Source organism: Jiangella ureilytica (assembly GCF_004348545.1).
GTDB classification, from domain to species: domain Bacteria; phylum Actinomycetota; class Actinomycetes; order Jiangellales; family Jiangellaceae; genus Jiangella; species Jiangella ureilytica.
In genome coordinates this window covers 56506-78254 of sequence record NZ_SMKL01000026.1, presented here as the reverse complement: position 1 = coordinate 78254, position 21749 = coordinate 56506, and the positions used below count along the sequence as shown (strand labels likewise).

The following is a 21749-nucleotide window of genomic DNA, read 5'->3' as shown; positions in this document are numbered from 1 at the left end:
GGGCGGGAGTCTGCGAGCCGGTCCCGAGAGCGGCCGCTGGCGGCTGGACGTGCGGCTGCCGCTGGACGGTCCGTCGGCGGCACGGGGTGGGTCGTGAGTACGCGCGTGCTCATCGCCGACGATCAGGAGGCGATCCGTAGTGCGTTCCGGATGGTCATCGACGCGCAGCCGGACATGCATGTCATCGCCGAGGCCGCCGACGGCGACCAGGCGCTGCGGCTGGCCCGGGAGCTGCGCCCGGACGTCGTGCTGGCCGACATCAGGATGCCTGGCATGGACGGGCTCGAGCTGACCCGGCGGCTGGCGGGTCCGGCGAACCCGGATCCGCTGCGCGTCGTCGTGGTGACGACGTTCGACCTCGACACCTACGTGGACGCGGCGCTGGTCGGCGGCGCGTGCGGGTTCCTGCTCAAGCGCTCCGGGCCCGCGCTGCTGGTCGAGGCGGTCCGCGCGGCCATGGCCGGTGACACGCTGATCAGCCCGCAGGTGACCGTGCGACTGCTCAGGCACCTGCGCCGACCCGCCCCGGCGACCGCCACCGGCGACGCCCTGACCGACCGCGAACGCGACATCGCGCGTCTCGTGGCCCGCGGGCTCAGCAACGCCGAGATCGGCGCCGAGCTGTTCATCAGCGCCGGCACGGCGAAGAACCACCTCGCGAACATCCAGCAGAAGCTCGGCGTGCGCAACCGGGTCGCCGTCGCCGGCTGGGCCTGGGCGAGCGGGCTCGTCACGGCCGACGGCGACACCTGACGCCACGACGGTCACCGCCATCGATGCCGTCGGGAGGGACTTCACCCTGCCGGAGCGAGGACAACTCCCTCCCGACGCGCGCGAGAATCACGCCGGCACACCGCGGCCGCATACCGGACCGGGCGACTACTCGAACGGCGCCGGGTCGAGCAGTTCCGGCGGCCGGCCGCCGCGCAGCACGAGGACGCGGCCGGCCAGGTCGACGTCCTCGGCCAGGGCGACGACGGAGTCGGCGACGAGTTCAGGCGGGACGAACGGCGGCACCTGGGCACGTTCCTCGGGCGGCATGGCGGCGAGCTGTGCGTGGGCGCGGCCGAGGCCGATCCAACCCGGGACGACGCAGGTGACCCGGACGCCGTGGCTGTCGCGCAGCCCGGCGACCGCGGCGGTGAAGCGGATGAGCCCGGCCTTGGCGGCCCCGTACTCCGGCGACCCGTACGGCGACAGGTCCAGCCCCGCGCCCGACGCCACGTTGACCACCGCACCCCCGCCGGCCGCCCGCAACGGCGCCAGCACGGCCTGGGTGAGGAGCATGGGCGCGCGCAGGTTGAGGTCGAGCACCCGGCCCCACTCGCCGGGCACCGCGTCGGGGAACCGCCGCGCGGCGCTGCCCCAGCCCCCGGCGTTGTTCACCAGCACGCCGAGCGGGCCGAGCCGCGACGCCGCCGCGACCAGCACCTCCGCGGCGTCGTCGGCGCACACGTCGACGACGACCGGGTCCGCCCGTCCGCCGTCGCGCTGGATCGCCGCCACGGCCTCCGCGCAGCGCTCACCGTCGGCGTCGGCCACCAGCACGACGGCCCCGCGAGCGGCCAGCGCCGACCCGACGACCCGGCCGGCTCCGGCCGCGCCGCCGGTGACGACGGCCACCCGGTCACGAAGATCCATACCGGCGACGCTAGCCGCCGCCTCCGACAACGTCCCGGCCGAGCCCGCCCCCGTCCGCCGCCGCCCGTCGCGAGCCGGCCGGCCATCACGTGGGAAGGGCGGTCCGGCGCCGTTGGTAGTGGCGGCGCTGGCGCGAGCGGTTGCCGCAGTCGGCGGGGTCGCACCAGCGCCGGCTGTGGTTGCGGGTGGTGTCGAGGAAGACCCAGCGGCACTCGTCGCAGGCGGTGACGCGGCGGAGGGTCTGCGCCGAGGTGAGCAGCTCCGCCGCGTCCCGGGCGAGCGCCACCGGCAGCGACCGAACCGGGCCGGCCCAGCGGGCGGCCGGCTCGCCGGGCTCGAACACCAGGCGGCGCCCGGCCCCGGCGGAACCCGCCAGCGCCCCGATCCGCGCGACGTCGGCGGCCGCCGGTGTCGTCGCGTCCGCGACCGCCAGGAACACCCGGGCGAGCACCTCGCGCAACCCCGCGACGTCGTCGACGGCCTCGAGATCGACCTCGAGACCCACCGCTGCCACCCACGCCGCGAGGTTCGACGGCGGCAGCAGCCAGTCGTGCTCGCGGGACGTGCCCCGGTAACTGACGAGGTTGGCGAAGTCGAGCGCGGGCGCGCCGCCGACGAGCTTGTACGTCCCGCCGTACGCGCCCGGATCGAGCGCGACCGCCTCCGCCACGGCCTACCTCCATACCTAACGGTCTAAACTACATTGACACGTTAGCAGGACCCGTGGTGAGGTGGCCGCATGCCACGGGTCCGCCCGGAGCTCTACTTCATCGGCTCAGCGATCTTCCACTACCTGGGCCCGGCGTTCGCCGTGCTCCTGTTCGCCCGGGTCGAGCCGCTGGGCGTCGCCTGGTTGCGGATCGTCTCGGCCGGGCTGATCTTCGCCCTCTGGCGGCGGCCCTGGCGGGCCTGGGCCGGAGCGCCACGGACGGAACGAGCCACCGTCCTCGCCTGGGGTGCGGTGCTCGCGCTGATGAACGCCTGCTTCTACCTCGCCATCGACGAGCTGGCGCTCGGCACCGTCGCCGCCATCGAGTTCGCCGGCCCCATCGCGCTGGCGGCGGTGGCCGCCCGGAGCCACCGCGCCGTGCTGGCGCTCGTGCTCGCCGTCGCCGGGGTGGCGGCGCTGGCCGAGGTCAGCGCGTCCGGATCGCCGGCCGGATTCGCCTTCGCGATCGCCAACATGGTGCTCTTCACCGGCTACATCGTCGTCGCGCACCGGGTGTCGCGGCAGGAGCGGCTGGCCGGCATCGACGGGCTGGCGATGGCCATGCTGATCGCCGCGGTGCTGGCCGCGCCGATCGGCGTCGCCGACGCCCTCCCCGCCGTCACCGACCCCGTACTCCTGGGAGCCGCCGCCGGCGTGGGCGTGACGTCGTCGGTGATCCCCTACGTCTTCGACCAGCTGGCGATGCGCCGCCTCTCTCGTGGCACGTACGCGCTGATGGTCGCGCTGCTCCCGGCGACGGCGACCGTCATCGGCGTGGTGGTGCTCACGCAGATCCCCACCGTGACCGAGGGCGTCGGCGTCGCGCTGGTGATCGCCGCGGTCCTCCTGAGCCCGTGATCAGGGCAGGGCACCGAGCGCGGCCCCGCTCGCCTCGTCGGCCCAGACCGATCCGGGGTCGACGTACGGGCGCAGCAGCACGGCCAGCTCGGGGTCGAGGTCGCCGGCGAGCGCGTCCTCGGCGATCCGCCGGGCGACGCCGACGAGGAAGTCGGCGACCTGCACGCGCGGCTCGACGATCGAGTCGGCGAAGCGCACACCGGCCAGCCGCCCCTTCAGCGTGCCGAGCGCCGCGAGCCGCTCCGGCGTCAGCATCCGCTGCTCGTCGTGGAGCACGCGGACCAGTCGGCCGCCGCCGCTCCAGTGCTCGACCGTGCGCGCGAACGACGGCACGAGCGGGTCCAGCGACGCGACGCCGCCCGGCGCGCGGTCGAGCTCGTCGCGCACCTCGACGGCTCGGTCCCGGCCCCTGCGCAGTTCATCGACGACGGCGTCCGCCGCGGTCCCGCTGCGCGACGGCGCGAGCCCGGAGACGGCACGGGCGAACGCCGCCGCGGCGTCGTCCGGCGCAGGCCACCGGCCACCGGCCCGCAGCAGGTCGTTCGACGCCGTCAGGAACGCCGTCCAGCGGTGCGCCCCGAAGGCCCCCGGCCCGGCGCGGTACAGCGCGGCCGCGTCTGCCGCCGTCCCGCCGGAGATCTCCGACACCACCCGCGTGACCAGCAGGAACGGCTTGTCGATGAGGTACACGCAGGCCCGCCCCGCCACCGGGCCGTCGGTGCCGAGGAACCAGGCCAGTGCCGCGCGGTGCTTGCGCCGCAGCAGGTGGTTGGCCTTGTACTCCAGGGCGGGCGAGCGGATGCGCAGCCGCAGCTCGGCCACGCAGGCGGCCGCGGCGTCGCCGTCGATGAGCACGCTGCCGTAGCCGAACACGTCGGTGTTGCCGCCGGCCAGCCGCTCGCCCTCGGACCCGGACTCGTCGCAGGCGATCTCGATCGCCGTCGAAAGCCCGGGGTCGCCGTTCATGCGTACCGATCCTCCGCGCCTCGGCGGCCGAACGCAACGACGTTCCGCGGTGAAGCGGACGTGAAGGCGTCGTGAAAGGCGCGCTGTCTAACGTGCTCGCCATGCGCCTGCGATCCCTGCTCACCGCCGTCGTCCTGACGGTGGCGGCCCTGGTCCCGTCGACGGCGGCGACGGCAGGCGCACTGCCCACCGAGTCCCGGCCCGGCGAGGTGGCCTACAACACCCGTCAACTGCTGCTGCGCTTCCCGGCCCCGCCGGGGGCGATGTCCTGCAAGGTCCGGGCCATCGAGCTGAGGGCGGGCGACTACCTCTGGCAGAGCGCCAACACCCACGGCGGCAACCAGCGGCGCGAGATCCGTCTCGACTCGGGCGAGTACACGTGGTCCGACTGCGTGACCTACTGGGATCGGGGCGACGGTTTCGCCGTCTACCTGCACCGGTCCTACCTCACCCGGCACTCGGCGGGCGTCGACGCCGAACTGGCGGCGAGCACGATCCACAACGGCGGCCGGCCCGGCCTCGTCCTCTCGGTCTACGGCAGCACCCTGCAGCTTCTCGACTGCGTGGTCTGCTGACGGCCACCGCGACCGCGCACATCGGCCAGCTGGCAGATGTTCGCGGCCACGAACGGGGACATGATCGGTCCGTCGGCGCCGTCCCGGGCGCCACGGACACCCGAAGGACACCTGATCATGACCGAGAACAGCACCCGCAAGGTCGTCGCCAACCTCTCCCTCTCGCTCGACGGCCGCTACTACGGCCCGGGCGGCGAGGCCGACATGAGCTGGGTCGGCCCGCACGCGATGACCGACGCCGCCCGCGAGCACATGAGCCGCCAGACGAGCACCGCCACCACGCTGCTGCTGGGCCGCAAGAACTACGAGGGCTTCGGCGGCTTCTGGCCGACCGTCGTCGACAACGAGCAGTTCGACCCGCGCGATCGCGCCTACGCGGCCTGGCTGAACGAGGTCGAGAAGGTCGTCTTCTCGAGGACGCTCACCGAGACACCGTGGCAGAACGCCCGCCTCGCCGACGGCGATCCCGTCTCCGTCGCGAAGCGGCTTCGTGAGGAGCCGGGCGGCGACATCGTGGTGCAGAACAGCGTGAGCCTCATCCGCACGCTGCTCGAGGCCGACGAGATCGACCGGCTCACGCTCAACCTCTGCCCCGAGCTGGTCGGCGGCGGCGCCCGGCTGTTCGAGGACGGCATCCCGGTGACCTCGTGGTCGCTGGCCGACCTGTCGACCTCGGAGTCCGGCGCGATCTACCTCACCTACGACCGCCGCCGCTGACCCGCCGCCCTCTGCTGCCAGCAGATTGTCTTGGAGTCGTTCTCCCGCGCGACGAATGATCGGTCTCAGAACACCTCTGAACAGCAGGGAGAACACCGTGACGAATGCGGGACCAATCGCCGGGACGCTCGACGACCAGCTGGCCACCCGGCTCCTCCACCAGCGCATCATCGTCCTGGGCACCGAGGTCGACGACCAGGTCGCGAACCGGCTCTGCGCGCAGCTGCTGCTGCTGTCCGCCGAGGACCCGCGCAGCGACATCAGCCTCTACATCAACTCGCCCGGCGGCTCGGTCAGCGCCGGCCTCGCGATCTACGACACCATGCGGCTCATCCCCAACGACGTCAGCACGCTCGCCATGGGGCTGGCGGCGAGCATGGGCCAGTTCCTGCTCACCGCCGGCACGCCCGGGAAGCGGTTCAGCCTGCCGCACGCGCAGGTGCTGATGCACCAGGGCTCGGCCGGGTTCGGCGGGACGGCGGCCGACATCGAGATCTACTCCGAGCAATTGGCCCGCACGTCGGCGCTGATGACGAAGCTGACGGCGGAGCACACCGGCCAGTCCCCCGAGCGGATCGAGCTCGACAGCGCGCGCGACCGCTGGTACACCGCCGACGAGGCGCTGGCCTACGGCTTCATCGACCACATCGTCGAGCACATGAACGACGTCCGGCCGAAGTCGGGCCGCCCGATGGTGGGGGTGGGCGCGTGAGCCAGTACACGATCCCCACGGTCATCGAGAAGACGCCGTCGGGCGAGCGCGCCTTCGACATCTACTCGCGGCTGCTCAACGAGCGCATCGTCTTCATCGGCACCCCCATCGACGACGGCGTCGCGAACGTCGTGATGGCGCAGCTGCTGCATCTCGAGTCGGCCAGTGCCGACCTCGAGATCGGCCTTTACATCAACTCCCCCGGCGGCACGTACAGCGCGCTCACCGCCATCTACGACACCATGCAGTACGTGACGCCGCCGGTGTCGACCACCTGCATGGGCCAGGCCGGCGAGACGGCGGCCGTGCTGCTGGCCGCCGGCGCGCCGGGACGGCGGTTCGTCCTGCCGCACGCGAAGGTCATGCTGCACCAGCCGTCCAGCCAGGCCCGCGGCACGCTGCCCGACCTCGCCGTCCAGGCCAAGGAGGTGGCGAAGATGCGGGCCGAGATGGACGAGGTCCTCAGCCGGCACACCGGCCACTCGGTCGACAAGATCCGTGCCGACACCGACCGCCACAAGACGTTCTCCGCCCAGGAGGCCGTCGACTACGGCCTCGCCGACCAGATCATCGCCAGCCGGAAGGCCATCCCCTCCGGCGCCGTCTACGGCTGACGTTCACCAGGCGCGCCCCGGCCCGCCGCTACGCGCCCGGCTGCCGGAGCAGCCGGGCGCGTCGTCACGCCGCGAGCAGGAGGACGTCGCCGTTGCGGCCGGAGGACGGACGGCGGCCCGGCACCTTGCGGGGGGCGACGACCGGGAGCGGCTCGCGCCGGCGCAGGGCTCGGACGGTGTCGAGGCGGATGACCGTCGCACGGTGCTCGACCAGGTCGCGGCGGACCTCGCCCAGCAGGTCCGACAGCTCCAGCCCGAGCGCGTCGCAGACCGCGGCGAGCACCTCGGACGAGGCCTCCTTGCGGCCGCGCTCGACCTCGGACAGGTACGGCATGGAGACCTTCGCGTCGTCGGCGACGTCGGCCAGCGTGCGGCCCTGCTCCTGCCGGGTACGTCGCAACACGTCGCCGAGCATCGTGCGTAGCAGCGGGGTCGACCGTTGAACATCCCCGCTTCGCGTGACCTCCCGGTCGGCCGTCACCTCTTCGCGTTCCTCAGGGCCGCTCATGGGCCCACGCTAGCGGCGCCGGTCCCGGTTCCGGGAGGCCGGTTCGCCGCCGGCGAACCCCCGGCGGGCGTCCGGCGCGCATCCCGCCCACTCGACTGGGTATTGCAGGAGAGCCGGACGGACGGAACGAGGGGGACGGATGCGGGTACCGAAGGCACGGGGCGAGCTCAGCGAGGCGCTGACGGCTGCGATGCAGGCCGAGACGACCGGGACGACGGACGCGGCGGCGGCGTGGTCGCGGGCGCACACCGCCGAGGCCACGGACGACGCCGACCGGCACCTTGCGCTGTGGACCATGTACGAGCTCGCCTACCGGGGCTTCGACGACGTCGACGAGGCGCTGGAGTGGCACCCCGAGCTGCTGGCGCTGCGCCGCTCGCTGGAGCAGGGATTCGAGCGCGAGCTGCGCGAATGGTTCTCACCACCGGAGCTCGACGAGCCCTTCGGCGACGCGCTGTTCGCGCTGATCGAGGGGGTCGACGGCGTCTCGCTCGCCTCGTTCGTGCAGCGCGAGGCGACCGTCGAGCAGACCATGGAGCTGCTGCGCTACCGCACCATCTACCACCTCAAGGAGGCCGACCCGACGGCGTGGGTGGTGCCGCGGCTCACCACCGGGCCCAAGGCGGCGCTCATGGAGCTGCAGTACGACGAGTACGGCTGCGGCGACCCGAACCGGCTGCACTCGCACCTGTTCGTCCGCGGGCTCGACGCGGCCGGGCTGCGCTCGGACTACGGCGCGTACGTCGACGACGTCCCCGTCGAGGTCCTCGTGCAGAACAACGCGATGTCACTGTTCGGGCTGCACCGGCGGCTGCGCGGTGCGGCGCTCGGCCACCTGGCGGCGTTCGAGGCCACGAGCTCGATGCCGTCGCGGCGAATGGCGCAGGGGCTGGACCGGCTCGGGCTGCCGGCCGAGATGATCGCCTACTACGACGAGCACGTCGAGGCCGACGCCGTCCACGAACAGCTCGCCGTCCGGACCATCTGCGCAGCCCTGGTCGAGGAGGAGCCGGCCCAGGCCGCGGAGGTCGCGTTCGGCGCGCTGACCTGCCTCGGCCTCGAGGACCGGTTCGCCCGCCGCATGCTGGCCGAGTGGGGTGCGGAGTGACCGCCGAGCGGTTCGACCATCCCGACGTCGTCATCTGCCCCGGCGGGCCGCTGCTGCTGCGCGGCGAGCACCTCGTCGCCGACGCCGACGGCCGGATGCATCGGACCACGCGTCCGGTCAGCGCGGTCTGCCGGTGCGGCAAGTCCGCCGACCAGCCCTGGTGCGACGGCACCCACAAGGTGCTCCCGGACAAGCAGAAGCCGTGACCGGTCAGGCGTGCCGCAGCAGCGCCAGCACGCCGCGGTCGCCGTAGGAGCGCTGCGCGACCACACGCAGCGCCGCGGCCGGATCACCGGCCCCGCGCGCCGGCCGCGCCAGCCGCTGCGCCACGCGGTCCAGTTGCGCCGGCGTGCCCAGCTGCACGACGGCCGACCCGCCCGGCAGCAGGTGCCGGGCGATGACGTCGATGCAGGACCACGCGACCTGCAGGCCGTCGGGCCCGCCGTCGATCGCGGTCGCCGGGTCCTCCGGGAACCGCCCGATCGACGCCGTCGGGACCCAGGGCGGGTCGGCGATGACCAGCGCGAACCGCTCGTGCGGGGCCAGCGCGGTCTCCAGCGGTGAGAACCGGACGTCGACGGCGCCGGCCGGCCGCGCCCGCTCCGCGTTGACCCGGGCGAACCCGCAGGCGGCGTCGTCGCGGTCGACGAGGACGAGGTCGCGTCCGCAGCCGGCGAGCGCGATCGCCAGCAGCCCGATCTGACCGGCGCCCGCGCACAGCTCCAGCACCGGCCCCGGCGGCGCGTCGTGCAACAGCTCGGCCGCCCAGACCGACTGCGCTGCCGTCCAGGCGCGCGGTCGCAGGACGCGGGGGTCGTAGTCGATCCGGAGCCGGCCGAAGACGGCCGTCCGGGGCGAGAGATCCGTGGTCACGTCCCCGCTCTACCCATCGTTGCCGCACACATGTGCGGGTACGGTGATCCGATGACGCTGCGCTCCGCGATCTGGCTGCCGCTCTTCGACGAGCTCGCCGACCCCGCCGCCGTGGCGCGGCTGGCCGCCGAGGCCGAGGAGGCCGGCTGGCACGGCCTGTTCGTCTGGGACCAGCTGCGCTGGCGCGCGCCGGTGCGCGCGGTCGCCGATCCGTGGATCACCCTGGCCGCGGTCGCGACGGTGACCGAGCGGCTGGCGCTGGGCCCGATGGTCACCCCGATCCCCCGCCGCCGGCCGGCGAAGCTGGCCCGCGAGACGGCGACGCTGGACCTGCTGTCCGGCGGCCGGCTGATCTTCGGTGCCGGCCTCGGCAGCGACCGGTTCGCCGAGGAGTTCTCCCGCACCGGTGAGGAGCTCGACGACCGCGTCCGCGCCCGCATGCTCGACGAGGGGCTGGCCGTCCTCGCCGCCGCCTGGACCGGCGAGACGGTCGAGCACCGCGGCGAGCACTACGTGGTCGACGGCATCAGTTTCCTGCCGGCGCCCGCGCGGCCCGGCGGCGTCCCGGTGTGGATCGCGGGCATGCCCGGCAAGGTCGCGCCGATGCGCCGGGCCGCCCGGCACGACGGGTTCTTCCCGGTGAACCTCGACCACGCGGACCAGCTCGCCGAGTCGCTCGCCACCATTCAGGGGCTGCGGGCCGAAGCTGGCTCGGACGGGCCGTTCGACGTCGCCGTCGGGCTCGAGCTGGGCACCGATCCGGCGCCCTACGTCGCCGCCGGCGCGACCTGGTGGCTGCCCGAGTTCGAGCCCGGCGTCGTCACCGTCGACCAGGTCCGCGGCGTGATCCACGACGGCCCGGCCGCGGGCTGACGCCGTCGCCGACCGGTGCGCCCGCACCCGCTGCGCGAGATGGGATGCCCGCGATGACGACGCCGCGGATGCACGACGGCCAGCTCGAGATCGACGTGGCGCTCGTGCGCCGGCTGCTGGCCGCGCAGTTCCCCCGCTGGGCCGGGCTGCCCTTGCGGCCGGTGCGCTCGGCCGGGACGGTGAACGCGATCTACCGGCTCGGCGACGAGCTCTCGGTACGCCTGCCGCTGGTGCCTGGGTGGGCCGGCGACCTCGAGCGCGAGCTCGAGTGGCTGCCCCGGCTCGGCGGTGCGGGGGCGGACCGGCTGCCGCTGGCGATCCCGGAGCCGGTCGCGGCCGGCGAGCCGGGCGAGGGGTATCCGATGCGGTGGGCGGTCTATCGCTGGCTCGACGGCGCCACGCCGCGGCCGGGCGCTCTCGACGACCCTGGCGCGGCCGCCCGGCTGGCCGGGTTCGTCCGCGCCCTGCGCGACCTCGACCCCGTCGGCGCCCCGCACGGCAAGGGGTACCACACGCTCACCGACGACGACGAGACGGCGCGGCGGGCGATCGCGGCGCTCGCCGGCACCGTCGACCCCGTCGCGGCCACCGCCGTCTGGACCGACGCGCTGGCCGCCGACACGTGGGACGGCGAGCAGGTGTGGGTGCACGGCGACCTGCTGCACGTCAACCTGCTCGTCCGCGACGGTGGGCTGACCGCCGTCCTCGACTTCGGCTCGGCGGGGGCGGGCGACGGCGCCTTCGACCTGCTGCCCGCGTGGAGCCTGTTCACCGGCGCCGCACGTCGCGCCTTCCGCGCCGAGCTGGGGGCCGACGACGCCGCCTGGGCGCGCGGACGCGGCTACGCGCTGCTCAAAGGCCTGACCGGGCTGCCGTACTACCGCGAGACGAATCCGCGGTTCGCGGTGCTCGCCCGGTCGCTGATCGATGCGACCACGGCCTGACCACTCGTGCGCCGCGCGCCGCGGTGGTATTTTGCCCTCGTGGCGCCGTCCCGCGCCCAACCCTCGGTTCCGGTGCTCACGCCACCGGCGTCAGCGGGGGCAAAGGGGGCCCGAGCCCTCGGGATGCCGGTTCGGTGTGTCCTTTCCGGCGGACGTCGTGAGCGTGAGTCGCGTCGCGCCGCCGACGAGAGGAACACCACATGACCAGGCATCGATCCTTCAAGCACCTCGTCCGTACCCGCATGGCCAAGACCGGCGAGAGCTACACCGCCGCACGCGCCGTGCTGCTCGCCGCGCAGGACGTTCCGGCCGGGGCGACGTCGCCCATCCTCGCGACCTCCGACGACACCATCCGCGAGCGCACCGGCCGCGGCTGGGAGGAGTGGTTCGACCTCCTCGACGAGTGGGGCGGGGCCGACAAGTCGCACCGCGAGAACGCGCGCTGGGTCGCCGACCAGCTCGGCGTCGTGCCGCTGGCGTGGGACGCACAGGCCGTCGTCGGGTCGTACGAGCGGGCGCGCCTCGGCCGCGCCGTCGGCGAGAAGGACGACGGCTTCACCGTCGGAGTCTCGCGGACCGTCGCGGTGAGCGTCGAGCGGCTCTTCGACGCCGTCGTCGACGAGTCGGAGCGGGTTGGGTGGCTGCCGGACGGGAAGCTCGTCGAGCGGACGGCGACCCGGGCGAAGTCGGCGCGGTTCGACTTCAACGGCGGCGCGAGCCGCGTCCACCTGACGTTCGACGCCAAGGGCGCGGACCGGGCGACGGTCACCCTGTCGCACGTCCGCCTGGCCGACGTCGACGCGGCGACGGCGATGAAGGCGTTCTGGCGCGAGCGGCTCGACGTGCTCAAGGCGCGGCTGGAGGGCGGTTCCGATGCCTGACGTCTCGTGGCCGGCCGTCGCCGTCGGCGCCGTCGCGGCGTTCCTCATCGGGTTCGTGTACTACGGGGTGGTCGGCGTCCCCGGTGGTGACCGCGGCGAGGCCCCGGCGCGGCCCGTGTGGCTGCTGCCGATCGTCGAGCTGGCCCGCAACCTCGTCCTCGCCGCGGTGGTCGTCGCGGTGGCCGCCGCGGCGGACGTGTCCTCGGCCGGCGGCGGGCTGCTGCTCGGCCTGGTGCTGTGGGTCGGTCTCCCGCTGGTGCTGTGGACCGGCGCGATCTTCCACGAGGGCGTGCCGCCGCGGACGGCGCTCGTCCACGGCGGCGACTGGCTGCTGAAGCTGGTGGCGATCGGGCTGGTGGCCGGGCTGCTCGGCTGAGGCTCGGTCTCCGTCTCGCCGGTGAGCTCGCCGGCGCCGGCACCGGCGACGAGCGCGGGTCTGCTCGTCGCCGGTGCCCTCGCCGCGGAAGGCGTCCAGCTGCGGTCATGACTCCGGCCGGTACGGGTACGGGCCGGGCATCCGACCGCATCGATCGAGGAGAGACCATGAATCGCTGCGACGTCTGCGGCAACGAGTACCAGGACGCCTTCACTCTGCGCACCGCCGGCGGCCAGGAGTACCACTTCGACAGCTTCGAGTGCGCCATCCACCGCGTCGCTCCCGAGTGCGCCCACTGCGGGTGCAAGGTGATCGGTCACGGCGTCCAGGCCGGTGACCGGATCTTCTGCTGTGCCCACTGTGCCCAGGAGAGCGGTGTCGGGACCGTCAGCGACAACGCCGCCCATCCCACGATGGCCTGACCCGTTCAGCCGGTCGGGTCGTCGTCTCGACGTGCGACAGGTCGCGGGCGAGCAGCACCCAGCCGAGCCTGACGCCGCCGCCATGGCTCCACGATCGACTTCGGTCGGAGTCCCGTGATCCGGTGACGATCGGCCGCGCCGTCGGCGAGGCCTTCGCGCACGCCCGGCGAAGTCGGCCCGGCGACGCTGAGGTCGCCCTGCCCGAACCGGTCGCAGCGTGGGGCGAGCGACGGCATACTTCGATCCAGATTCGCGACGTAGCAGCAGCCGCGCCGCCGGACTTCGGACCGAGAGGCATCACCCATGGACATCGACGACCTGCTGTCCCGGCTTCCGATCGACCAGATCGCGGCCTCCCTCGGAGTCGACGAGAAGACCGCCGAGCAGGCGACCCGGCAGGCGCTGCCGGCACTCATCGGCGGCATGCAGGCCAACGCGCAGGATCCGGACGGTGCGCGGTCGCTGGCCGGCGCGCTCGACGACCACGACGACGATCTCGTCAAGGGCGGCGTGAACCTCGACGACGTCGACACCGACGACGGCGACAAGATCGTCAGCAACGTGTTCGGCAACAACCGCGACCAGGTGGTCAACCAGCTCGCCGGGTTCAACAGCGAGGGCGGCGGGTCGGGCCTCGTCAGCAAGCTGCTGCCCATGCTCGCGCCCATCGTCCTGTCCTACCTCGCCGGGCAGCTCAAGGGCGGCGACAAGGCGGCGCCGTCGCAGCAGGCGCAGTCCGGCGGCGGGCTGGCCGACATCCTCGGCGGGCTCCTCGGCGGCGGCAGTGGCGGGGGCCAGGGCTCCGGCGGCCTGGGCGGGCTCGGCGACCTGCTCGGCGGCCTCCTCGGCGGCGGCAAGCGCTGACCCACCGCTCCGGCTGAACGGCGGAGGGATCGGTGCCGCCCGGGCGACACCGATCCCCACCAGGTGAGGGCGATGTTGCGCCGAGCACACGTCGCGGTGACGGCGCCGACATCGGGCCGGCGCACGCTGGCGGGGTGACTCTCGCACGCCGGCACATCGCCCTCGTGGCGCACGACAACAAGAAGGCCGAGCTGCTCGGCTGGGCCGCCTTCAACCGCGACACCCTGGCCCGGCACCAGCTCTATGCGACCGGCACCACCGGCACCATGGTCGAGTACGAGCTCGGCCTGCCGGTGATCCGGTTCCTGTCCGGCCCGGTCGGCGGCGACCAGCAGATCGGCGCGAAGATCGCCGAAGGCGTCATCGACCTGCTGATCTTCTTCTGGGACCCGCTCGAACCGCAGCCGCACGACCCCGACGTCCGCGCACTGCTGCGCCTGGCCGCCGTCTGGAACATCGGCGTCGCCTGCAACGTGACGAGCGCCGACCTGATGATCTCCTCGCCGCTGCTCGCCGGCTTCTACCAGCGGATCCGGCCCGACTTCGGCGATCGCGACTGGCAGCGCGCCGCCGCCGGCTGACGGGCCGGCCGCACGCGCCGCGCCGTCAGCTGTTCGGCGGCGCCGCGCTGATGTCGGCGAGTGCCGAGCGGGAGTCGTCGGTGATGGCGAGGTCGCCGATCGAGATCATGCCGACCGGCCGGCCCCCCTCGTCGACCACGGGCATGCGGCGCACGGCCGCCTCGCGCAGCTTCCCGACCGCCTCGTCGACGCTGGTGTCGGGGCGGACGGTGACGACGTCGCCGGTGCAGGCCTCGCCGACGGTCGCGTCGTCGGGGTCGCGGTCCGCGGCGACCACCCGGACGACGATGTCGCGGTCGGTCAGCACTCCGCGCACGCCGCCGCCGCCGTCGCCGCCGCCGTCGACCACGACGACGTCGCCGATGTCGTACTCGCGCATCCGCACCGCCGCCTCGCGCACGGTCGCGTCGGGCGGCAGGGTCACCACGTGCGGCGTCATCACGTCACCGATGGATCGCGTCGTCGTCATCGCCCGCCCTTACCCGCGACCGCCGGGGTTGACACCGTCGGGCCGCGATGATGTAGTTAGCCAGATCGTTAATTAACAAGTGAGGTAATTACATGATCGACGACGATCTCAGCCTCACCTTCGCGGCCCTCGCCGACCCCACCCGGCGATCGATCCTCGCCCAGCTCACCCGTGGCGAGGCGACGGTGAAGGAGCTGGCCGCGCCGCATGCGATGAGCCTGCCCGCGGTGTCGCGGCACCTGAAGGTGCTGGAGCGGGCCGGGCTCGTGGTCAAGGGCCGCGAGGCGCAGTGGCGGCCGTGCCGGCTCGAGACCGCTCCCCTGCGCGACGTCGACGCCTGGATGGCGCCCTACCGGCAGTTCTTCGAGGACCGGTTCGACCGGCTCGAGCAGCACCTGCGCTCACTGATGACCGACAGCACCGACGAGGAGTCCCGATGAGCACCCTGACCCGCGGTTTCGTCATCGTCCGCCGCTTCGCCGCCCCACGCGAGCTGGTCTACCGCGCGTGGACCGACCCCGACCAGCTGCAGTGGTTCGGCGACACCGGCGTGCCCGCCCACCGGCACCGGACGACGGTCGACCTGCAGGTGGGCGGCGCCTGGCGCATCGACATGGTCGAGAGCCCCGGCCGCCGCTACACCACCGGCGGCGTCTACCGCGAGATCGTCCCGCCGGAGCGGCTGGTGTTCACCTGGGGCGCCGCCGGCGGCTGGCCCGACCTCGACCCCGCCCGGCCCGACGACAACCCCGTCGTCACCGTCACCCTCGAGCCCGTCGACGGCGGCACCGAGATGACCGTCCACTTCGGCTTCCCCGGCCACCTGACCGACGCCGAGGTCCAGGCCTGGCTGGACCTCGGCGTCGAGCCGGGGATGCGCGAGACGATCGCCCGCCTGACGGTCTGAGCCGCCGCACCTCGTAGTCGGCCCTGTTCGGCGACCCGGTGACGACAGGAGCTCACGCACCACGACGACCGAGGGCTCAGCGGTCTGCCGGCGCGCCAGCAACGCGCCGGCGTCGGTGTCCGTGATCGAAGATCTCCTGGTCTGTACCTCCGGCACCGAGAACATCCTGGATGTGCGCGACCTCGCCCAGTGGCGCGAGGTGACGCCGCGGCTGCCCGTCCCTCCGGGAGCTCAGCGCCGGGTCGACCGGCGCCTCGAGCCGGCGGCGGGTGGTTCAGTGGCGCTCTGGCGCCGCTGAACCACCCGCCACGGCCGCGCTGCACGAGGGTTACCGTCCCGGTGACGTCACCACCAGCTGGCCGGTCGCGGTCAGGCCGGTGCCGGCACCGACTCCGGTGAGCACGAGGAAGCGGCCGCCGACGACGGCGGGGACAGCGACGGTGTGAGCGACGGCGCCGCTCGCGTCGGCCACGACGTCGACCGGCGGCAGGTCGCCGACGGTGACGGTCACCGTCTCACCCGGCCGGAAGCCGGCCGCCGTCACGGCCGCGGCGGAGCCCGGCCGGACCGCGCCGCGGGCGCCGATCCGCACGCCCGCCTGCACGCGGGCCAGCTCCGTGCAGGCCGATCCGGGCGTCCCGTACGACGGCAGTTCCACCGCCTCCTCCAGCACGCCGTCGTCCTCGCGCAACCAGGTGAAGCCGATGGACCGGCTGCCCATCACCGCGCCGGAGGTGTTGATCACGCTGGCCTTGACCTGCGTCCCGGCGCTGGCGCTCGCCGCGTCGTCGCCCTGCCGGCCGGCGGAGACGACCTTGCAGGTCTCGCCCGGCGCGAAGGTCACCGCCTGCATCGTCGCGCCGAACCGGCTGGTCGCCGACCCGAGCACGGACACGTAGCCGGTCACCGGCGTCGTCGACGGCCGGTCGAGGTACACCGCGACGTCCGTGGCGCCCGGACCGTCGCCCTCGTCGGTGTTGGGTGCGAAGACGTCGATCGTCCGCCAGGTGCGCGCCCGCGCCGTCCCGACGGCCGACGACTCGAACGCCAGGTCGGACACGTACGCCGCGCCCGAACCGCCCGCTCCCACCAGCCGCACCGACGCCACGTCGGTGACGTCCAGGCCGGCCGCCGCCAGCGCTGTCACCGGCACGTCGGCCTGCTGCAGCACGATCTTCTTCAGCGTGCTCGCGGCGGCGTCAGAGTCGGACGTGGGCAGCCGGACCAGCGCGTACGGGTTCAGCTCCGAGATCGGCGCCGACCACACGACGCCCGCACCGTCGGTCACCGACAGCACCAGGTCGGTCGCCACATCCACGGTCTCGTCGGCGGCCAGTTTCACCGAGAGCCGGTCGAACCCGCTCGCGTCGCGCTGCCCGGCCGGCACCGACACCGCGAGCCCGTCACCCGGCGCGGTCCAGGTCAGCCGCGTCAGCGGCGTCGCCGGCACGTTGCCGCCGTTCGACGCCGGGGTCCAGTGCGGCGCCACGGCGCTCGGCACCGACGCGCACGGTGGCAGCGCCTGCGGCACCGTCCGGCCGCTGAGGCTGGCACACACGACGGCCGACGCCGCGCCCACCGTCGTCACGGCCGGCGACGGCGACTCGAACGACGCCAGCGTCGAGCGCGACCCGGCCGGCGCCGTCGACACGCTGCGCACGTCGGCACCGCCGAGCGACGACGGCACCGCGCCCGATCCGTCGAACAGCGGCAGGAACTCCTCCTCGCCGCCCAGCGTCAGCCGGAACCAGGCCGACATGTAGGCGGTGCCGACGTCGTACTGCTCGGCCGGCGTCAGCCGGATCGAGGTCGCCGCCACGGACGGATCGGTGCCGCAGGTGGGCTCGACCCGCCGGGCCGCGCTCCCCCAGTCGTCGCTGACGCTGAAGGAGAACAGTCCCGGCGTCCAGACGGTGTTGAAGAAGTTGTGGTTGGCGCCCATGACCCAGACGCCGCTGCGCAGCACGTCGTCGTCGAAGGCGTAGCGGGAGTCGTCGAGCATGTGTTGGCCCTGCTGGTTGGACACGTCTCCGTCGCAGTAGGGCAGGATCACGTTCATCGGGACGTCCGGCACGGTCATGCGGCCGAAGTCCACCGGTGCGAGGGGCAGGATCGACTCGATCGCCCACGGCCGCTCCAGCGCCTGGTTGAGCACCGTCGCCGACGTCACGCCCTCGCCGCCGCGCGAGTGGCCCATCATGCCGATGTGACGCAGGTCGAAGCGGCCGCGCAGGTCGGCGGCCCGCACGGTGTCGAGCGCGTCGACACCGCCGGGGAAGGCGTCGGCCCGCGCGGCGAGGGCTGCGGACCCTGCCGCGAGGGCCTGGTTCAGGGTGACCTCACGGTCGGTCCAGGCGTCGTGGTAGGCGACCCGGCGGCCGTTCGTGGCGTCGTCCAGCATGGTCAGGGTGTCGAGAAGGAGCCGGCCGCGGGCCTGGGCGCCTTGGTCGGCGGCGAGCTGGTTGTCGTTCGCGTTGACGGCGTTGGCCGAGATCGACACGACGGCGTAGCCGTGGCTGGCCAGGGCGCGCGCGGTGCCGTCGTAGCCCAGGTAACTCGGGATCGAGAGCCGGGCCGGGTCGGCGTCCGGCGACGGCGCGCACGGCCACCGGTTCGGGTTCGCCTCGCCCGCGCCGTAGCAGGAGCCGTGCCGGCCGTGCAGCAGGATCACCGTCGGCCGGGCGCCGCCGGTCGTGGGCAGGTAGAGCTTGCCCTCGAGCTCGCCGCGGATGCCGCCGATCGCGGCCAGCGGGACGGCCTGGTCGCCGAACGCGTAGATCGACTCGGTCCAGTCGTAGGAGCCCGGCACGAGCGGGTCGGCGGCGATCTCGGCGATGGCCGCGTCAGGCACCGCGGCGACCCCGGCAGTGGCGGCGGGCGGAGTCGCCGCCGGAGCCTCGCTCGACCATCCGGGAACGACGGTGTCAGCCGCGGCGACCGCGGGGTCGGCCGTGACGACCGTCAGCGACCGGCCGTCGCCGGACTCGGTGGCCAGGCCGATCGGCTCGCCGTCGACGACGATCGTCGGGGCGTCGCCGCGGATCGGCAGCGGCCGGTCGAGCTCGACGGTGACCTGGTAGCCGCCGGGCGCGCGCTCGACGGACCAGTTCGGGCCGGCTGCGACCTCGGTGGCGGGCTCCTCGGGCGGCGCCGGTGCCGCACCGGCGGGAGACGGAACGATCAGCGCGGCGAGCAGCGCGGACGACAGCACGGCTGTCGCGGCCGGGACGATGCCCCGGCGAGCGGACGTGCCCACAGATGGCTCCTCAGGGGTAGGGGAGCCACAGTCTGTCCGGCGTTCCTTTCCGCACTATTTCATTGACTTGGCGCGGGTATTTCGTATTCAACCCACCCGGGCCAGCAGGTCCTCGGTGACCTCGTGCCGCAGCGGCTCGCCGGAGAGGAACCGGGCCAGCTCGTCGACGACGATCCCGCCGCCGCGCGCCCGCGCCTGCACCGTCCCGCCCGCCTCGTGCGGCGTCAACAGCACGTTCGGCAGCGACCGCAGCGGGTGGTCCACCGGCAGCGGCTGCTCGTCGTACACGTCGATGGCCGCGTCGATGCGCCCGGTGCGCAGCTCGGCCAGTAGCGCGTCTGCGTCGATCAGGGCCGCACGCGCGGTGTTGACCAGCACCGCCTCGTCGGGCAGGAGGGCCAGCTCGCGGGCGCCGATCATCCGCCGGGTCTCCGGCAGCACCGGCGCGTGCAGCGCCACCACCCGCGACGTCCGCAGGACGGTGTCGAGGCCGGCCACCGTCACGCCCAGGTCGAACGCCTCGGCCTCCGACAGGTACGGGTCGGCGACGGTGACCACCCCGCCCAGTGCGCGCACCAGCTCGATGTAGGCCCGGCCGGTCCGCGACGCCCCGACGACGCCGACGGGGCAGCCGAGCAGCTCGTGCCGGGGCGGCGCCGACGCCTTCGCGTCGGCCCACGGCACACCGGTGCGCAGGGCAAGGTCGAACCGGTGCACGCGGTGCAGCAGGGCAAGTGTCAGGGCGAACGCCTGCTCCCCCACGGCGCGGCCCATGGCGGCGCCGGCCTGGGTCACCCGGACGCCGCGGGCGAACGCGTCGTGACCGACGTAGGGCTTCACCGACGCCCCGGTGTGGGCGACGAGGCGCAGCCGCGGCGCCGCGTCCAGCACCGGCCCGGTGAGGGATGCGCACGGCCAGCTCGTCACCAGCACGTCCGCAGGACCGGCGAGCTCGGCGAGCACCCTGGGCTCGCCGAGCCTGCCGCCGTCGCCGTCGGCCACCACCCGCAGCTCACCCAGCTCGGCGAGCGACGACCACACCGGCGAAGGGAAGAACAGCGCCCGCAGGTCCGCGGGCACCGCCACCGCGATGACAGCGCTCACCCCTTCACCCCGGTCATGGTGACGCCCTCGGTGAAGTACCGCTGCCCGACGAGGTAGGCCATGAAGATCGGCACGAACGCCACCACCGACCCCGCCAGCACGACGTTGAGCGGCGCGTTCTCGGCGTTCAGCGACGCCAGGCCGGTGGTCAGCGTGCGCATGTCGCTGCTCTGCCCGACGATCAGCGGCCAGAGGAAGTCGTTCCAGTGCCACAGGAACACGAACACGCCCAGCGTCGCCAGGATCGGCTTGATCAGCGGCAGCACCATGGACACGTACATGCGCCACTCGGAGCAGCCGTCCAGCATGGCCGCCTCGAACAGCTCGTCGGGCAGCGACTTGATGAACTGGCGCATCAGGAAGACCGCCTGCGCGTTCGCCAGGGTCGGCAGGATGAGGCCCCAGTACGTGTTCACGCCGCCCGCCTCGGAGATGACGATGAAGCTCGGCACCAGCGTGACGTGGTACGGGACCATGATCATCGCGATGAAGGACCAGAACATCACCTCCTTGCCCGGGAACCGCTTGCGGGCGAACGCGTAGCCGGCCAGCGACGCCAGGAACAGCACCGCGACCACCGACACGACGGAGTAGACCAGGGTGTTCAGCGTCCAGCGCAGGACCGACTCCGCGCCGAGGACGTGCTCGTAGGCCTCCGTCGACAGCGGCCACGGCAGCAGCGCCTCGGGCATGACGACCGCGCCGGTCGGTTTGAACGACAGGACGACCATCGCGTAGAAGGGGAACAGCGTCACGAGCGCGGCCAGGAACAGCAGCACCGCCCGCACCGTCCTGCCGGTGCGGCTGGGCTCCAGCGCCCGGTAGGCCCGGCCGTGCCGCGACGAACCGCCGTCGCCGGCCGCGCCCGCGCCCACGTCGGCGTCCAGCGCGGCCGGGGTGCTCAGCGCGGTCATCGGTCCCTCCCCAGGGTCAGCCGCTGGATCAGCGCGACCACCAGCGTCATCACGAACAGCGCCAGTCCGATCGCGCTCGCGTACCCGAAGTCGAAGTACCGGAACGCCTGGTCGTAGAGCTGGAAGACGAGCATGTAGCTGGACTGCGCCGGCCCGCCGCCGGTCATCACGTAGACGGTGTCGAAGACCTGGAACGACACCGTCGTCTCGATGACGGCGAGGAAGAACAGCGCCGGCTTCAGCTCCGGCAGCACGATGTGGCGGAACCGGTGCCAGGCGTTGGCGCCGTCGGTCAGCGCCGCCTCCTCCAGCTCGCGCGGGATGTCCTGCAGCCGCGCCAGCAGGATCAGCATGCCGAAGCCGAACCGCGTCCACACCGCGACGATCACCAGCGCCGGCACCACCAGCGTGGTGTCGGACAGCCACGAACCCTCGGGCAGCCCGACGGCGCCCAGCAGCGACGACCACGGGCCACCGGCCGAGAAGATCCAGGTGAACACGATGCCGGCCAGCACGAGGCTGGTCACGACCGGCAGGAAGAAGATCGACCGGAACAGCTTGACCCCGCGGAACGAGCGCCGCACCAGCAGCGCCATGCCCAGGGCGGCCAGGATCGACAGCGGCACCGCGAGCACCGAGTAGATCAGCGTCGTGCGCAGCGCCCGCCAGAACAGCGGGTCGTCGACCATGCGGCGCAGGTTGTCCAGGCCGGTCCAGCTGGTCTCCGCGCCGATCGTGTAGTCGGTGAACGCGAGCACGCCGCCCGCGATCGCCGGCCCGAACCGGAACGCCAGGAACAGCAGCAGGACCGGCAGGACGAACAGCAGCCCGATGCGGGCCTCCCGCCGGCGCATCGCCCGGCGGGAGGCCGGACGAG

28 protein-coding genes are annotated in these 21749 nt (G+C 73.5%); 18 read left to right on the top strand and 10 right to left on the bottom strand.

Going from position 1 to position 21749, the window contains the following annotated elements:
• Positions 1-93 precede the first annotated feature (93 nt).
• Complete coding sequence (locus E1212_RS13675; RefSeq protein ID WP_131983310.1) at positions 94-753, top strand: response regulator; 660 nt, start codon at positions 94-96, stop codon at positions 751-753.
• 126 nt (positions 754-879) lie between these two features.
• Here E1212_RS13675 and E1212_RS13670 read toward each other — a convergent pair whose 3' ends face one another.
• Positions 880-1641 (bottom strand): SDR family NAD(P)-dependent oxidoreductase, encoded by a 762-nt coding sequence (locus E1212_RS13670; RefSeq protein ID WP_131983308.1) that lies wholly within the window; start codon positions 1639-1641, stop codon positions 880-882.
• A gap of 85 nt (positions 1642-1726) precedes the next feature.
• Positions 1727-2311 (bottom strand): CGNR zinc finger domain-containing protein, encoded by a 585-nt coding sequence (locus tag E1212_RS13665; protein WP_131983306.1) that lies wholly within the window; start codon positions 2309-2311, stop codon positions 1727-1729.
• Positions 2312-2380: 69 nt separating this feature from the next.
• Here E1212_RS13665 and E1212_RS13660 point away from each other — a divergent pair, with 69 nt between their 5' ends.
• Entirely contained in the window at positions 2381-3208 is an 828-nt protein-coding gene (locus tag E1212_RS13660) for an EamA family transporter (protein WP_131983304.1), read from the top strand.
• On the opposite strand, the gene E1212_RS13655 is transcribed toward E1212_RS13660, so the two are convergent.
• Positions 3209-4174, bottom strand: a complete 966-nt coding sequence (locus E1212_RS13655) for a hypothetical protein (RefSeq protein ID WP_131983302.1) — start codon at positions 4172-4174, stop codon at positions 3209-3211.
• A 101-nt stretch (positions 4175-4275) separates the two neighbouring features.
• On the opposite strand from E1212_RS13655, the gene E1212_RS13650 reads away from it, so the two are divergent.
• The 4 genes from E1212_RS13650 to E1212_RS13635 all read left to right on the top strand — a co-directional run bounded on the left by E1212_RS13650 (position 4276) and on the right by E1212_RS13635 (position 6792).
• On the top strand, positions 4276-4749 hold the full coding sequence (locus E1212_RS13650; protein WP_131983300.1) for a hypothetical protein: 474 nt from the start codon (positions 4276-4278) through the stop codon (positions 4747-4749).
• Between the two features lie 117 nt (positions 4750-4866).
• The gene (locus tag E1212_RS13645) at positions 4867-5466 is read left to right on the top strand and encodes a dihydrofolate reductase family protein (RefSeq protein ID WP_131983298.1); all 600 of its coding nucleotides are present in this window, start codon (positions 4867-4869) and stop codon (positions 5464-5466) included.
• A 55-nt stretch (positions 5467-5521) separates the two neighbouring features.
• Positions 5522-6178, top strand: coding sequence for a ClpP family protease (locus E1212_RS13640; RefSeq protein WP_131983296.1), 657 nt, complete (start codon positions 5522-5524; stop codon positions 6176-6178).
• The gene (locus E1212_RS13635; RefSeq protein ID WP_131983294.1) at positions 6175-6792 is read left to right on the top strand and encodes a ClpP family protease; all 618 of its coding nucleotides are present in this window, start codon (positions 6175-6177) and stop codon (positions 6790-6792) included. Before E1212_RS13640 ends, E1212_RS13635 begins: the two co-directional genes overlap by 4 nt.
• A 64-nt stretch (positions 6793-6856) precedes the next feature.
• Here E1212_RS13635 and E1212_RS30770 read toward each other — a convergent pair whose 3' ends face one another.
• Positions 6857-7195 (bottom strand): helix-turn-helix domain-containing protein, encoded by a 339-nt coding sequence (locus E1212_RS30770; RefSeq protein WP_275296169.1) that lies wholly within the window; start codon positions 7193-7195, stop codon positions 6857-6859.
• Between the two features lie 244 nt (positions 7196-7439).
• On the opposite strand from E1212_RS30770, the gene E1212_RS13625 reads away from it, so the two are divergent.
• The gene (locus E1212_RS13625; protein WP_131983292.1) at positions 7440-8408 is read left to right on the top strand and encodes an iron-containing redox enzyme family protein; all 969 of its coding nucleotides are present in this window, start codon (positions 7440-7442) and stop codon (positions 8406-8408) included.
• Positions 8405-8614 carry a CDGSH iron-sulfur domain-containing protein gene (locus E1212_RS13620; RefSeq protein WP_131983290.1) on the top strand — a complete coding sequence of 70 codons (210 nt, stop codon included), beginning with the start codon at positions 8405-8407 and terminating at the stop codon, positions 8612-8614. The genes E1212_RS13625 and E1212_RS13620 overlap by 4 nt, the downstream gene beginning before the upstream one ends.
• Before the next feature lie 4 nt (positions 8615-8618).
• Here the strand turns inward: E1212_RS13620 and E1212_RS13615 are convergent, their stop codons facing one another.
• Positions 8619-9281: a class I SAM-dependent methyltransferase gene (locus E1212_RS13615; RefSeq protein WP_131983288.1), complete on the bottom strand. Its 663-nt coding sequence runs from the start codon at positions 9279-9281 to the stop codon at positions 8619-8621.
• Between the two features lie 51 nt (positions 9282-9332).
• Between E1212_RS13615 and E1212_RS13610 the strand changes: the two genes are divergently transcribed.
• The 7 genes from E1212_RS13610 to E1212_RS13580 all read left to right on the top strand — a co-directional run bounded on the left by E1212_RS13610 (position 9333) and on the right by E1212_RS13580 (position 14222).
• On the top strand, positions 9333-10154 hold the full coding sequence (locus E1212_RS13610) for an LLM class flavin-dependent oxidoreductase (protein WP_131983286.1): 822 nt from the start codon (positions 9333-9335) through the stop codon (positions 10152-10154).
• 53 nt (positions 10155-10207) lie between these two features.
• The gene (locus E1212_RS13605) at positions 10208-11098 is read left to right on the top strand and encodes an aminoglycoside phosphotransferase family protein (protein ID WP_131983284.1); all 891 of its coding nucleotides are present in this window, start codon (positions 10208-10210) and stop codon (positions 11096-11098) included.
• Between the two features lie 200 nt (positions 11099-11298).
• Positions 11299-11979 (top strand): hypothetical protein, encoded by a 681-nt coding sequence (locus E1212_RS13600; RefSeq protein WP_131983282.1) that lies wholly within the window; start codon positions 11299-11301, stop codon positions 11977-11979.
• A complete protein-coding gene (locus tag E1212_RS13595; protein ID WP_131983280.1) occupies positions 11972-12355 on the top strand; it encodes a DUF1761 family protein in 384 nt (127 codons plus the stop codon). Before E1212_RS13600 ends, E1212_RS13595 begins: the two co-directional genes overlap by 8 nt.
• Positions 12356-12522: 167 nt before the next feature.
• Positions 12523-12777 (top strand): hypothetical protein, encoded by a 255-nt coding sequence (locus E1212_RS13590; protein ID WP_131983278.1) that lies wholly within the window; start codon positions 12523-12525, stop codon positions 12775-12777.
• Positions 12778-13080: 303 nt separating this feature from the next.
• Entirely contained in the window at positions 13081-13641 is a 561-nt protein-coding gene (locus tag E1212_RS13585) for a DUF937 domain-containing protein (protein ID WP_131983276.1), read from the top strand.
• Between the two features lie 134 nt (positions 13642-13775).
• Complete coding sequence (locus E1212_RS13580) at positions 13776-14222, top strand: methylglyoxal synthase (protein ID WP_131983274.1); 447 nt, start codon at positions 13776-13778, stop codon at positions 14220-14222.
• A gap of 25 nt (positions 14223-14247) precedes the next feature.
• Here E1212_RS13580 and E1212_RS13575 read toward each other — a convergent pair whose 3' ends face one another.
• Complete coding sequence (locus E1212_RS13575; RefSeq protein WP_131983272.1) at positions 14248-14691, bottom strand: CBS domain-containing protein; 444 nt, start codon at positions 14689-14691, stop codon at positions 14248-14250.
• Positions 14692-14783: 92 nt separating this feature from the next.
• Here E1212_RS13575 and E1212_RS13570 point away from each other — a divergent pair, with 92 nt between their 5' ends.
• The 3 genes from E1212_RS13570 (at position 14784) to E1212_RS29450 (ending at position 15896) form a co-directional block, all read left to right on the top strand.
• Positions 14784-15131, top strand: a complete 348-nt coding sequence (locus tag E1212_RS13570) for an ArsR/SmtB family transcription factor (RefSeq protein ID WP_131983270.1) — start codon at positions 14784-14786, stop codon at positions 15129-15131.
• Positions 15128-15598: an SRPBCC family protein gene (locus E1212_RS13565; RefSeq protein WP_131983268.1), complete on the top strand. Its 471-nt coding sequence runs from the start codon at positions 15128-15130 to the stop codon at positions 15596-15598. The genes E1212_RS13570 and E1212_RS13565 overlap by 4 nt, the downstream gene beginning before the upstream one ends.
• 121 nt (positions 15599-15719) lie before the next feature.
• Positions 15720-15896, top strand: a complete 177-nt coding sequence (locus E1212_RS29450) for a hypothetical protein (protein WP_162605459.1) — start codon at positions 15720-15722, stop codon at positions 15894-15896.
• Between the two features lie 30 nt (positions 15897-15926).
• Here E1212_RS29450 and E1212_RS13560 read toward each other — a convergent pair whose 3' ends face one another.
• The 4 genes from E1212_RS13560 to E1212_RS13545 form a co-directional block, all read right to left on the bottom strand.
• Positions 15927-18854 carry an alpha/beta hydrolase gene (locus E1212_RS13560; protein ID WP_131983266.1) on the bottom strand — a complete coding sequence of 976 codons (2928 nt, stop codon included), beginning with the start codon at positions 18852-18854 and terminating at the stop codon, positions 15927-15929.
• A gap of 87 nt (positions 18855-18941) precedes the next feature.
• Positions 18942-19958 carry a hydroxyacid dehydrogenase gene (locus E1212_RS13555; protein ID WP_131983264.1) on the bottom strand — a complete coding sequence of 339 codons (1017 nt, stop codon included), beginning with the start codon at positions 19956-19958 and terminating at the stop codon, positions 18942-18944.
• Positions 19955-20872, bottom strand: coding sequence for a carbohydrate ABC transporter permease (locus E1212_RS13550; RefSeq protein WP_131983262.1), 918 nt, complete (start codon positions 20870-20872; stop codon positions 19955-19957). The genes E1212_RS13555 and E1212_RS13550 overlap by 4 nt, the downstream gene beginning before the upstream one ends.
• Positions 20869-21726, bottom strand: coding sequence for a carbohydrate ABC transporter permease (locus E1212_RS13545; RefSeq protein ID WP_131983261.1), 858 nt, complete (start codon positions 21724-21726; stop codon positions 20869-20871). Before E1212_RS13545 ends, E1212_RS13550 begins: the two co-directional genes overlap by 4 nt.
• Positions 21727-21749: the final 23 nt, after the last annotated feature.